Genomic DNA, 12394 nt, shown 5'->3' with positions numbered 1-12394 from the left:
CCGGGCCCGGCGATCCGGGCTCAGCCGCCCGACCAGAACAACCGCCAGACCGTGCCGGCGTCCCCGGCCATCGTGGCGAACCGCCGGACCCTCTTCCCGGTCAGGTCCACCACGTCCACCCGCCAAGGGCTGACCCCGTAGTCGTAGACCAGCAGGTGGTCCCGGCTGAACCACCCCCACACCTTCTGCTTGGCACTCAGCGGGAAACGCGAGACGCGTTTCCCGCTCTCGTGTTCCACCACGCAGACGGCGGGCCGCGCGCCGGCGCACCCGGCGGCCAGCAGCGGACCGTTGACCTCGGCCGTGAGGTTGTCCGCCGAGCGCACACCCTTCAGGGTCCGCGACAGCCGCCCGTCGAGCGTGTAGAGGCCGACCGGCCCGCCCCCGGTGACCAGGACGGTCCCGTCCGGGCCCCAGGCGAAGTCCGCCCCCTTGGTCAGGCCGCCGACCTCCCGCCGGGTGAACGCGCGGGCGGCCACGTCCACCACGGCGAAGCCGGTGGCCCTGCCGTCGGTGTCGGTGACGGTCAGCAGGACCCGCGAGCTGTCGCGTGCCCACGTCGGCCGCCTGACCAGCAGCGGCAGCTCCACGGTCGGCACCGCGAAGGCCGGTGTCAGCGTCCGGTCGGTGAACTGCACGGTGTTGTTGCCGTCGGGGGCGTACTTGGGCGTGGTGTAGACCGACGCGACCAGCTCGCCGTCGGGGGAGACGACCGCGTCGCGGTACTCGGGCAGGCGGACGAACTCCCGCGTCCCCGGCTTCCTGACGAACCCCGGATGCCGCAGCGACTCCTCCTTGACCGTGAACGAGGTCAGCCGGAGCGGATCGCGCGGGCTCTCGTAGAACGTGGCCGCGAGCTGCGGCACCGCGACCGGGGCTGTGTCGGCCGGCGGCGAACCGCTGACCACGGGCGACGGCACGACGGCCGCCGGGCTCGGCCGCGCGCCCGCCGACGGGGACGGCGGCCCGGCCGAGGGCCGCGTGACCAGGATCGTGGCGGTCACGGCCGCCGCCACGGCCAGCGCCGTACCCCCGACCAGGGCCGTGCGCAGGCGCCGGGGCCGGCGGGAGACCGCCAGCCCTTCCAGCAGCAGCCCTTCCGGAACCGAGTCGGGCCGCCGCTCCACCGGCCGTCTGGCGGTCCGCCCGACGTTGCCTCCGCTGCCGGGCGCCGGGTGGCCGAGCAGGCGCAGCAGCACCTGGCTGGCCCGCGGCCGCTCGGCGGGCTCCTTGGCCAGGCAGGCCGCCACGATCTCGCGCAGGTCCCCGTCGAGACCGTCCAGCTCGGGCTCCTCCGTCGCCAGCCGATGCATGATCGCCGGCACCGAGTCCTGCCCGAACGGCGCTCGCCCGGTCGCCGCGAAGACGATCGTGGCCGCCCACGCGAACAGGTCCGACGGCGGCCCCGCCAGCGCCTGCCCGAACTGCTCCGGCGCCATGTACGCCGGCGTCCCCACCACCCCGCCGATCGTCGTCTCACCGGAGGCCGCCCGCGCGATCCCGAAGTCGATGACCCGCGGACCCTCCCTGCTCAGCAGCACGTTGGCCGGCTTGAAGTCACGGTGCACGACCCCGGCCCTGTGGATGGCCGCCAGCGCCGTGACGGTGCCGACCGCGAGCCTGCGCAGCTCCCGCCCGCCGATCGGGCCGCGCTCGCGCACGCTCGCCTGCAGCGTCGGCCCCTCGATGAACTCGCTCACGATGTACGGCACGCCGTTCTCACTGCCCGTGCCCAGCACCAGCGCGGTGCAGAACGAGGCCACCTCCGGCAGCACCTCCGCCTCGCGCAGGAACCGGGCGACGGCCTGCGGATCGGAGACCCGGTGCAGCACCTTGATGGCGACCTTCTCACCCCCGGGCCCCTGCCCGAGATGGACCACGCCCTGGCCGCCCGAGCCCAGCGTGCCCAGGATCCGGTACTCGCCGACGTGTTCCAGGACGCTCATGTCAGTACCTGTCGAAGCGCAGGTCCGACAGCTCGTCCTTCACGGCCCTCAGCTCGGCCAGCTTGCGCGTCACCTTGCCCCTGAGATCGACCGCCTGCACGATCATCTTCTTGCCGGTCACCCGGCCCACGATCAGGTTGTCCTCGTCGTACCAGCCGTACATGTAGCCGGGGCTGGGCGGCACGCTGGTGAGCCTCTTGCCCGTCTCGGTGTCCCAGATGCAGCTGGTCAGCTGTTTGGCGCAGCTCGTGGTGACCAGCCGCTTGCCGGAGGGGGAGAACGGCGTCTGCCCGATCGGCCGGCCCACCCAGTGCATGGAGCGCACGACCTTGCCGGTCAGGTCCCGGTAGCGGATGCCCTCGCCGTTCTCCGGCGTCATGTACCCGGAGGCGATGAGCTGGTCGCCGGGCGCCCAGCGGTAGTAGTAGCTGGTGCGCTGCTCCGGCGCCTGTTTCCTGAACATCGCGACGTCCTCGGCGTTGGCCGTCTCCACGACGGTGGCGCGGCGCCGTTCGACGTCGATGAGGATGAAGCCCCGCACGTAGGCGGCCTGGACCTGCTCGTCGCGCTCCAGCATCGACAGCAGCAGCGTACGGCTGTCGCGCGACCACTGCGGCGACACGCCCCAGCGCGGGTTCGTCACGGTCGGGACGGTGAACTTCTCGCCGGTGACCCGGTCGGTGAAGCTCACGTCCAGGCGCTCGGCGGTCAGGATGTGCAGCTCGTTGACGGTGGCCGTCCACCGGTTGTCCGGGGAGACGGGGGAGGAGATGTTGTCGCCGCCGGTCCTGGCGAACGCCGTGCCGTCGAGCGTGCGCGCGTAGGCGACGGAGTCGCCGCCGTTCTGACCGACGTGGTACGAGGTGAGGCGGACCTGGTCGGCCGCGTTCTCCCAGAGTGTGCCCGCGCCGTCCGGCAGGGCGATGGTCCGGGTCACGGGCACCGGCTTCGGCGCGGCGGGTGTCGCGGGGGTGGCGGAGGCCGGCCGGGACGGAGTGCCGGCCGCGACCGGTTCCGCGCTGACCGTCCTGGGGGTCAGCAGGTAGCCGAGGGCGCCGGAGGCCAGCACGATGGCGACGGCCGCCGCGGTGAGCAGCAGCGCGCGGGGACGCCGCCGCGGCGGTTCCGGCGTGTCGGGCAGCGCGGTCTCCAGAGCGCCGGACTGGCCGAGCAGGCGCAACAGCGCCTCCTCCGCCGCTGGGCGGTGCTCCGGGTCCTCGGCCAGGCAGTCGGCCACCAGCTCGCGCAGCTCGCCTTGGAGGGCGCCCAGGTCGGCGGCGCCGTACCGGCGGCGTTTGTCGACCTCGCCGAAGGGGTCGCGGCCGGTCGCCGCGTAGGCGACCAGCGCAGCCCAGGCGAACATGTCGGCCGACTGCCCGCCCTCCCCGGCGGGCGTGCCGCGCAGCACGTGCGTGCCGTCCGCGCCGAGCACGACCGTGTGCGGGCCCAGATCGCCGTGGTGCCCGCCCGTACGGTGCACGGAGGCCAGCGCGGTCAGCACGGCCAGCGCGAGCCGGTGGGTGGCGTTGGGCGACAGCGCGCCGCCCTCGGACACCGCCTGGGCCAGCGTCCGTCCCTCCGCGCGGTCGGTGACCAGGATGCCGGAGTCCATGCCGGTCACCTCCGTGTGTAGACGTAGATCAGGTCGTCGCGGTCGTCCTTGCCGGCCAGCTCGGCCATCACCCTCTGCGTACGGCCGCGCAGGTCGATGGCGATGATCCGGTGCACCGCCCTGTCCTTGTCCCGGGGCTCGGTGATGATCAGATGGCTGTCGTCGTACCAGCTCAGCAGCGTGCCGCCCTTGGCCCCGTAGATGGCCACGCTCTCCTGGCGACCCCAGTTCTGGGTGTTCCAGAGGCAGAAGCTGCCGCCGCTCGGGCACAGCGTCAGGAACGAGGCGCCGGAGGGCGAGAAGCTGCGCCGTCCCCAGAGCTGGCCGACCCAGTGCCTGGTCCACAGCTCGCGCCCGGCCAGGTCGCGGGCCTTGAGACCCCAGCCGCTCTCGCTCCGGTAGTCGATGACCACACCGGAGGAGTCGGGCAGCCAGGCGTAGATCCGCTCGGCCTTGTCGTCGGTGGGTACGGGGGTGACGCTTCTGGAGGCCGGGTCGACCAGCACGAAGCCCAGGGCCAGCTCGGGATCGCCGCCGTCGACGATGCTCAGCAGCAGCCGCTTGGAGTCCGGCGACCAGGTCGGGAGGGCGAGCTTGCCCTTGACCTCCGGCGTGAGGGCGTACTGCTCCTTCGTCCTCCTGTTGACCACCGTCAGCGTGGGCTCGGCGTAGATCGCCAGCCACTGGCCGTCGGGGGAGAAGCCGAGGTCGGCGCCGGGCGTCTTCAGCTTGGTGAAGGTGTCGCCCTCGCGCACGTACGCGTCCTTGCCCACCCGGTAGGCGCTCAGGACGACCGGGTCGTCCGGGCTCTCGTGCAGCGTCAGGCCGAGGCCCGCGGCCTTGACCGTCTTGGTGGGCTTGGGCGGCGGGCTGGGGTCGGGCGCCGCCGTACGGACGTCCGGGGAAGGCGAGGCGGGACCGGGCGCCGGAGCCGCGGACACGACCTTGGCCGGCGCCGGGGCCGGTCGGGTCACCCGCGCGACGGCGTGCCCGCCCGCGGCCGACAGGACCGCCAGCGCGAGCGCCGCGGCCACCAGCACCGGCGCCCTGGACCGGCGCCGCGGCTCCTCCTCCTGCACCGGCGGCAGGTCGGTCAGCATGGAGTGGCCCACGAGCCGCATCAGCGCCTCGCTGGCCGAGGGCCGCGCCGCCGGATCCTTGGCCAGGCACGCCGCGACGATCGCCCGCGGCGGATCGGCCACGCCACCGAGGTCGGGCTCCTCGCGCAGGATGCGGTTCATGGCGGCCGACATCGAGTTGGAGTGGAAGGGCGGCTGCCCGGTGGCGGCGAACACCACGGTCGAGCCCCACGCGAACAGATCGGCGGACATGGGGAACAGCTCGCCCGCGAACTGCTCGGGCGCCAGGAAAGCGGGTGAGGAGACCTGCTGGGTGGCGATCGCCGACCCCGACTCCACCGCGGCGCCGACTCCCGCGTTGATCACCCGCGGACCGTCCGGCCCGAGCACGACGTTGTCGGGCCGCAGCGCCCCGTGCGCCAGCCCCGCCTGATGGATGGCGGCCAGCGCGGTCATCGTCGCGATGGCCAGCCGATGCAGCGCCGCGCCGCCCAAGGGGCCGTCCTCGATGACGGCCTGCTTGAGGCTGACCCCGTCCACGAACTCCGACACGATGTACGGCCGCGCCCCCTCGATCCCGGCGTCGAGGACCATCGCGCTGTGGAAGGCGTCCACGCGCTTCAGCCCCTCGGCCCGTTCCAGGAAGCCCTCCGGATCCTCCAGATCGGTATGGAGCAGCTTGACCGCCACCCGCTCGCCGTCCGGGCCGCGTCCCGCGTAGACCACGCCGGCCGGTCCTTCAGCGAGAACGTGCTCCAGCGTGTAGTCCCCGAGTTGCCGCGGGTCTCCTAAAGGCATCGATCGAGAGCCTCCGATCTTCACGATGCTGCGAGCCAATTATGTGGTTACGGGGGATTCGGCCGGAAGTGCGGCGGCGAGGCTTACCCGAACCTGGCGTCGTAGGATGTCTGCGACTTTGGGGAGGGTGTGTCCGGCGTGGATACAAGGGCTGAAGAACAACTGATCGGGCCACTATTGCTGGCGCGCGGCACCATCGACAGGTCCTCGACACTGCGCGGCGACCGCGCGTGGCTGGAACGTGCCTGGGCCGACCCGGCCACCAGAGTTCTGGTCATCGACGACGGCCACACACTCGTCCGCCGCACCGGCGAGGACGTCGAGGCCGTGCTGTACACGACCGGGGAAGCCCCCGAGGGCGAGCGCTATCTGCTGGGCGTCGAGGACGGCACCGCCTACTTCGCCGTCGCCGCGCCCCTGCCGGGGATCGACGCCGAGCTTAACGGCCGGGCGACCGTGCCCATGAGCCTGCGCGACACCCCGGAGGGCCAGCCGGTCGTGGCCGGGCTGCGCCAGGTCGGCGGGCTGCTCGGCGACCGGGACGCCGGTCTGCTGGTCTACGCCGTGGCCCTGGAGGCCTGGCACACGACGCACGAGCACTGCCCGCGCTGCGGGAGCCGTACCCGCGTCGAGGGGGGCGGCCACATCCGCGTCTGCCCCGAGGACGGCTCACAGCACTTCCCGCGCGTCGACCCCGCGGTGATCATGCTGATCCGCGACGAGGAGGACCGCTGCCTGCTGGCCCGCGGGCCGCAGTGGCCGGAGGGGCGGCTGTCGATCCTGGCCGGGTTCGTGGAGCCGGGGGAGTCGCTGGAGCACGCCGTCGTGCGCGAGGTGGCCGAGGAGGTCGGCATCGCCGTCACGAACCCGCGCTACCTGGGCAGCCAGCCGTGGCCGTTCCCGCGCAGCCTCATGCTCGGCTTCTTCGCCGACGCGATCACCACGACGCTCACCCCGGACGCCGACGAGATCGCCGAGGCCAGGTGGTACTCACGCGTACAGCTCGCCGAGGCGCTGGCCTCGGGCGAGCTGCGGCTGCCGCCGCCGGTCTCGATCGCCAGGCGGCTGATCGAGACCTGGTACGGCGACCAGCTGGTCGGTGACTGGTAGGTACCTTCAGGCGGCCTGGAGGAGTGCCTTCACCTCGCGCGCCGACGGGTTCGTGCGCACGACCCGGCCCTTGGGGGTCTCGATGACGACCGTCGGGACGACCTGGTTGCCGTTGTTCACGCTCTCCACGAACGCGGCGGCGGTGGGGTTCGCCTCGATGTCGACTTCGCTGAAGCTGATGCCTTCGCGGGAGAGCTGAGACTTCAGCCTCTTGCAGGGGCCGCACCAGGTGGTGGTGTAGACCGTCAGCGCCATGAGGGTTCCTTTCGGTAAACAGGCGCTCGGTGCAACAACGCCGGGCGCCCGCGTAATCCCTCGTGATCCGGTGGGGTTAGCCGACGCGGTCGGTGATCCACTGCTGGACGCGCTCGGCCACGCCGGGCTCGCGGAAGAGCGGCGCGCTGTGCTGGGAGCCGGGCTGGGTGACGACCGTCACGTCCACGCCCACCTGGCCCAGCATCGTCTTGAGCAACTCGCTCTGCACCGGCGGCACGAACTCGTTCTCCGAGTGCAGCATCAGCATCGGCGCGTCCTTGGCGCTGGCGTGCCAGGGCACCTCCATGCTGGCCCAGACCCGCGAGCACTTGCCCTTGGGCTCGCAGCCGCCGGCCAGCCGCATGGCCGCCACGCGCAGGCGGCGCTTGTTGACGTCCGTGGTCTTGGCGCCGTCGGAGAAGGCGCGCAGCGGCGAGATCACCGGTGACAGCCCCACGACGCCCTTCAGGCCGGGCACGCCGTTGCCGTACGTGCCGACGGCCGCGGCGATGTGGCCGCCCGCGGAGAAGCCGACCACCACGAACTTGGCCGGGTCGAACGACCAGCGCCCGGCGTGCTTGCGGGCCACGGCGATCGCGGAGAAGGCGTCACTGCGCTGCGCCGGCCAGGCCTCCTGGCCGGACAGGCGGTAGTTGAGGTTGAAGACCGTGTAGCCCATGTCGGCGTAGGTGCGGGCGATCTCCGTCATGTACCTCTTGTCGCCGCCGGACCACCAGCCGCCGTGGATGAGGAAGACGCCGGGCCGCTTGGTGCCGTCGGCCGTCCACCACACGTCCATGTCCTGGTTGCGCTGGTGGCCGTAGTTGACGCTCTCCGCGGACAGGCCGCCGAGGCCGTTGGAGTCGACCGGGAAAGGGTCCTTGGCCGTCTCGGCGGCGGCCGCCGCCGGTGTGAGCGCGATCGCAGCGGCGAGCGCGCTCGCGAAAACCGCAGTTCGCACGGCCTTCCCTTTCCCCCATGCAGTTGGTCGTGCCCCATTGTGAGGGAATTGACCTGTTCTTTGCATCTCGGTGATGTGAACGGGTGACGGGCGGCATGTTGCCAGAATGGAGCCCTTCACCGCCACCGGCTGGGAGGATGATGAGGTGAACAGCGTGGACGACGTGCTCGCCGGGCTCGACCCGGAGCAGCGAGCGGTGGCCGAGGCCGTGCGAGGTCCGGTGTGCGTGCTGGCCGGCGCGGGCACCGGGAAGACCAGGGCGATCACCCACCGCATCGCCCACGCCGTACGGAGTGGGTACGTCGACTCCTCCAGCGTGCTCGCCGTGACATTCACCACACGCGCCGCCGGGGAGCTCAGGCAGCGGCTGCGCGCGCTCGGCGCGCCCGGCGTCCAGGCCCGCACCTTCCACGCCGCCGCGCTGCGTCAGCTCACCTACTTCTGGCCGAGGGTCATCGGCGGCGACGCGCCGTCGGTGATCGAGTCCAAGCTGCCCGTGCTGCGCGAGGCCTGCCGGATCACCCGCACCAGCCCCGACGTCCTGCGCGACCTGGCAGGCGAGGTCGAGTGGTCCAAGGTCGTCCAGATCGCCCCCGAGGACTACACGGCCGCCGCCGCGAAGTTCAACCGCACGCCACCGGTGCCCGTCGAGGAGATGGCGCGCGTCTACGACGCCTACGAGCAGATCCGGCGCGAGCGGCACCTGGTCGACTTCGAGACCATCCTGGAGCTCACCGCCGCGGTCATGACCGAGCACCAGGAGGTGGCGGCCCAGATCCGCCAGCAGTACCGCTACTTCGTCGTCGACGAGTACCAGGACGTCAACCCGCTGCAGAAGCTCCTGCTCGACACCTGGCTCGGCGGGCGCGAGGACCTGTGCGTGGTCGGCGACCCCAACCAGACCATCTACTCCTTCACCGGCGCCAGCCCCCGCTACCTGACCGGCTTCGCCGTCGAGCACCCCGACGCCGCCGTCATCAAGCTCGTGCGCGACTACCGCTCCACGCCGCAGGTGGTCGACCTGGCCAACCTGGTCATCGCCAAGGGCCGCTCGGCCCACCGCCTGGAGCTGATCGCCCAGCGAAAGGACGGCCCCAAGCCCGTCTTCACCGAGCACGACGACGAGCCGGCCGAGGCCGCCGGGGTCGCCCGCGCCATCCGCAAGCTCCTCGACAAGGGCGTGGCCGCCCGCGAGATCGCCGTCCTGTTTCGGGTCAACTCCCAGTCGGAGGCCTACGAGGAGGCCCTGTCCAAGGCCGAGATCTCCTACGTCCTGCGCGGCGCCGAGCGCTTCTTCGAGCGCCCGGAAGTGCGTCAGGCCGTCGTACTGCTGCGCGGCGCCGCCCGCTCGGAGTCCGGCGAACCCCTGGCCGGCGAGGTCCACCACATCCTGACCGGGATCGGGCTCACCCCGGCCGCGCCCGGCGGCGGCAAGGCCCGCGAGAAGTGGGAGTCGCTGCGCGCCCTGGCCGACCTGGCCGAGGACATGGCCGCCAACGGGGCCGACCTGCCCGCGTTCGTGGCCGAACTGGAGCGGCGCGCCGGCGAGCAGCACGCGCCGCCGGTCGAAGGCGTCACGCTGGCCTCGCTCCACGCCGCAAAGGGCCTGGAATGGGACGCCGTCTTCCTCGTCGGCCTCACCGACGGCATGATGCCGATCATCTACGCGGAGTCGGCCGAGCAGATCGAGGAGGAGCGCCGCCTCCTGTACGTCGGCATCACCAGGGCCCGTGAGCACCTCTCGCTCTCATGGGCGCTCGCCCGCGCCCCCGGCGGCCGCAAGGGCCGCCGCCCCTCCCGGTTCCTCGACGGGCTGACCGGCCGCCCGGCCACCACCGCCCGCGCCGCCGCCGCGCCCACGCCGTCGCGCGAACGCCGGCAGGTGGCCGCCCCCGTCTCCTGCCGCATCTGCGCCCGCAACCTCGCCACCGCGGCCGAGCAGAAGCTGGGCCGATGCTCCAGCTGCCCCGCCGACTTCGACGAGGCGTTGCTGGAAAGCCTCAAGTCCTGGCGCACCACCACGGCCAAGGAGGCGAAGATCCCGCCGTACGTCGTGTTCACCGACGTGACCCTCCAGGCCATCGCGGAGCGCGTGCCGCGCACCGACTCCGAACTGCTGTCCATCGCGGGGATCGGCAAGGTCAAGCTGGACAAGTACGGCGAGGCCGTACTCGGTCTCTGCCGTGGCGCGTGATTTTCCCGACACGGCGGGCGGGTTCCTGACGCGGCAGGTGGCACGTCAGACTTATGGTGATACGGCCAGCCGCTAGGGAGAGACACGTGAACGAGGCGCTGAAGGAGCTGCTCGATCTGCTCGACCTTGAGCAGATCGAGCTGGACATCTTCCGCGGCCGCAGCCCGGAGGAGCGCATCCAGCGCGTCTTCGGCGGCCAGGTGGCGGCGCAGGCGCTGGTCGCCGCCGGGCGTACCGTCCCGGACGACCGCCACGTGCACTCGCTGCACGCCTACTTCATCCGGCCGGGCGACCCCGCCATCCCGATCGTCTACAACGTCGAGCGGGTCCGCGACGGCCGTTCCTTCGCCACGCGCCGGGTGGTCGCCATCCAGCACGGCAAGGCGATCTTCACGATGTCCGCGTCGTTCCACGTGCCCGAGGAGGGCTGGGCGCACCAGGCGGCCGCGATGCCGACGGTCCCCGACCCGGAGACACTGCCCACCTTCCAGGACAAGCTGTACGACCTCGTGGGCGACGAGCCCGGCTGGAAGGACTGGCTGTCCAAGCCGCGCCCCGTGGACGCACGCTACGCCTCCCCGCTGACCTTCGAGGCGTCCAGGAACCCGGAGCTGATCAGCGCCGAGACCAACGTCTGGTTCCGCTACGACGCGGAACTGCCCGACGACCCGCTCCTGCACGTGGTGCTGGCCGCGTACGCCTCCGACTTCACGCTCGTCGACACGATACTGCTGGCGCACGGCCTGTCCTGGGGCACCTCCAACGTCATGGGCGCCTCCCTGGACCACGCCATGTGGTTCCACCGCCCGTTCAGGTCCGACGACTGGTTGCTCTATGCTCAGGAGTCCCCCTGGTCAGGGGGAGCCCGGGGCCTTGCCCGCGGACAGATGTTCACCTCATCAGGAGACCTCGTCGTCTCGGTGGTGCAGGAGGCCATGATCCGCGAGATAAAGTCACAAAATCCCAGGTAGAAAATAAGTTGCCCCTTCCCGGCTTCCCGGTTTAGGGTCATGGTCAAGCGAGTCGGACACTCCTGTCCGACGATCCCAGAACGGAGGTGAGTCCCGGTGATCAGCATCAAGATGTCGGCCACGCAGTGGCTCGCTTCCGCACGTCGTGACTCGGTCAGGCTCGTCGATGGGCCGGCCAGATTGCGACCGGAGCAGTCTGTCTTCGGCCAGGAGCCCGCCTTCTACGCCCACGCCGGGCTCGAGGCCGTCCTGGTTCACGGAGCAGGAGTGGCTCCGTCCGCCCTGGTTCACGGAGCAGAAGTGGCTCCGTCCGCGCCTGCCATCGCAGGTGCCCCGAGCATCGTGCCGACTCAGCAGAACACCAAGGGTGGTCTGTGCGGTCCGCAACCCTGGAGGGATGCGCCGGTCATAACCTGACCGGCACACAAGCAGCCCCCAGGCCGCGGATCCGCACATCGGATCCGCGGCCTCTTTGTTTGTCCGTGATCCCCCACCACCTACGAGGTGCCCGAACAAGATCACCGAGATCGAAAACAAGAAGGAGACGCAGATGGGGGCGAAGACGATCATGGACCTGATCGACGAAGCCAAGATCCCCTGCCGTGCCAACCCCGACCTGTGGTTCGCCGAGTCGCCGGAGGACGTCGAGTTCGCCAAGGCGCTCTGCGGTGGCTGCCCGATCCAGAAGGCCTGCCTCGACCGCGCGCTCGAGCGTGAGGAGCCGTGGGGCGTCTGGGGCGGCGAGCTCATCCTCAGGGGGACCGTAGTGCCCCGCAAGCGGCCCCGCGGGCGTCCCCGCAAGCACCCGGTCGCTGCCTGATCCACCCACCCCGTCCCTACTCAAGAAAGGCATCTCACCGAAATGAACATCCTTCCCACCAGGAGCTTTGAAATGCCATATCTGTTCCAGAACATGGTTAACGACCGAATACAAACCCTCCACCGAGAGGCGGAGGAGCAACGCCTGATCAACCGGATCCGCCGAGTAGAGCGCGCCCGGAAGAACGTGCAGCGGGCTCATGACCGCTTGCGTGTGGCGTTGACCCGAGGAGTCTGACCCAGGAGGTCCTGCCGCCGGCGCAGGACCTCCACCGAGGTCTCCTTCTCACGAAGGGCCCGGAAGCCAACAACAAGGCTTCCGGGCCCTTCGCCCACTAACTCCCAAACCCCCAACCACCCCACCCCCGAATCCTCCCAACCACCCCCATCACCCAGCCCCGCCCAGGCCGGCACCCTCCCCAGTCCAGGTGGGCACCCAGCCCAGGTCGGCACCCAGTCCAACCCAGGTCGGCACCCAGTCCAACCCAGGTCGGCACCCAGCCCAGCCCACGTCGGCGCACACAACCCCAGCCGATGTGACCCCCGGCCCACGCCTAGTGCTGTGACCGGAAATGATCGCCGGGTTGGCGGGTAGGTCGCTCCTGCCGGTTGGATGGACTGATCACGTTCAATCGGTGCTCGGGAGGCC

Annotated in this window: 9 protein-coding genes; 4 read left to right on the top strand and 5 right to left on the bottom strand. The window is 71.2% G+C overall.

What is annotated here, in order from left to right:
* Positions 1 to 20: 20 nt before the first annotated feature.
* Genes ACIBI5_RS26930 through ACIBI5_RS26920 form a run of 3 tightly spaced genes read right to left on the bottom strand, consistent with a single transcriptional unit; the run spans position 21 to position 5435 of the window.
* Entirely contained in the window at positions 21 to 1946 is a 1926-nt protein-coding gene (locus ACIBI5_RS26930; RefSeq protein ID WP_397251338.1) for a protein kinase, read from the bottom strand.
* 1 nt (position 1947) lies between these two features.
* Positions 1948 to 3558, bottom strand: a complete 1611-nt coding sequence (locus ACIBI5_RS26925) for a hypothetical protein (RefSeq protein WP_397251336.1) — start codon at positions 3556 to 3558, stop codon at positions 1948 to 1950.
* Between the two features lie 5 nt (positions 3559 to 3563).
* A complete protein-coding gene (locus ACIBI5_RS26920; RefSeq protein ID WP_397251334.1) occupies positions 3564 to 5435 on the bottom strand; it encodes a protein kinase in 1872 nt (623 codons plus the stop codon).
* Between the two features lie 138 nt (positions 5436 to 5573).
* Here ACIBI5_RS26920 and nudC point away from each other — a divergent pair, with 138 nt between their 5' ends.
* The gene (nudC, locus tag ACIBI5_RS26915) at positions 5574 to 6545 is read left to right on the top strand and encodes an NAD(+) diphosphatase (RefSeq protein ID WP_397251332.1); all 972 of its coding nucleotides are present in this window, start codon (positions 5574 to 5576) and stop codon (positions 6543 to 6545) included.
* 6 nt (positions 6546 to 6551) lie between these two features.
* Here nudC and ACIBI5_RS26910 read toward each other — a convergent pair whose 3' ends face one another.
* Positions 6552 to 6800 carry a glutaredoxin domain-containing protein gene (locus tag ACIBI5_RS26910; protein ID WP_184968030.1) on the bottom strand — a complete coding sequence of 83 codons (249 nt, stop codon included), beginning with the start codon at positions 6798 to 6800 and terminating at the stop codon, positions 6552 to 6554.
* 76 nt (positions 6801 to 6876) lie between these two features.
* Positions 6877 to 7761: an alpha/beta hydrolase gene (locus ACIBI5_RS26905; RefSeq protein WP_397251330.1), complete on the bottom strand. Its 885-nt coding sequence runs from the start codon at positions 7759 to 7761 to the stop codon at positions 6877 to 6879.
* A 106-nt stretch (positions 7762 to 7867) separates the two neighbouring features.
* On the opposite strand from ACIBI5_RS26905, the gene ACIBI5_RS26900 reads away from it, so the two are divergent.
* The 3 genes from ACIBI5_RS26900 to ACIBI5_RS26890 all read left to right on the top strand — a co-directional run bounded on the left by ACIBI5_RS26900 (position 7868) and on the right by ACIBI5_RS26890 (position 11746).
* Entirely contained in the window at positions 7868 to 9955 is a 2088-nt protein-coding gene (locus ACIBI5_RS26900; RefSeq protein ID WP_397251328.1) for an ATP-dependent DNA helicase UvrD2, read from the top strand.
* A gap of 86 nt (positions 9956 to 10041) precedes the next feature.
* Positions 10042 to 10926: an acyl-CoA thioesterase gene (locus tag ACIBI5_RS26895; protein ID WP_397099407.1), complete on the top strand. Its 885-nt coding sequence runs from the start codon at positions 10042 to 10044 to the stop codon at positions 10924 to 10926.
* Positions 10927 to 11476: 550 nt separating this feature from the next.
* Positions 11477 to 11746, top strand: a complete 270-nt coding sequence (locus ACIBI5_RS26890; protein ID WP_184968169.1) for a WhiB family transcriptional regulator — start codon at positions 11477 to 11479, stop codon at positions 11744 to 11746.
* The last annotated feature ends 648 nt before the right edge of the window (positions 11747 to 12394 follow it).

The sequence above is a fragment of the Nonomuraea sp. NPDC050540 genome, assembly GCF_044457485.1.
GTDB lineage: Bacteria > Actinomycetota > Actinomycetes > Streptosporangiales > Streptosporangiaceae > Nonomuraea.
The sequence above is the reverse complement of the archived record's forward strand: the minus strand, read 5'-3'. Positions and strand labels throughout refer to the sequence as shown.

Bases quoted from the DNA above. Each gene is read 5' to 3' on its own strand.
- ACIBI5_RS26925 (WP_397251336.1), bottom strand. From the start codon at position 3,558: ATGGACTCCGGCATCCTGGTCACCGACCGCGCGGAGGGACGGACGCTG.
- ACIBI5_RS26900 (WP_397251328.1), top strand. From the start codon at position 7,868: ATGGAGCCCTTCACCGCCACCGGCTGGGAGGATGATGAGGTGAACAGC.
- ACIBI5_RS26930 (WP_397251338.1), bottom strand. From the start codon at position 1,946: ATGAGCGTCCTGGAACACGTCGGCGAGTACCGGATCCTGGGCACGCTG.
- ACIBI5_RS26920 (WP_397251334.1), bottom strand. From the start codon at position 5,435: ATGCCTTTAGGAGACCCGCGGCAACTCGGGGACTACACGCTGGAGCAC.
- ACIBI5_RS26890 (WP_184968169.1), top strand. From the start codon at position 11,477: ATGGGGGCGAAGACGATCATGGACCTGATCGACGAAGCCAAGATCCCC.
- ACIBI5_RS26910 (WP_184968030.1), bottom strand. From the start codon at position 6,800: ATGGCGCTGACGGTCTACACCACCACCTGGTGCGGCCCCTGCAAGAGG.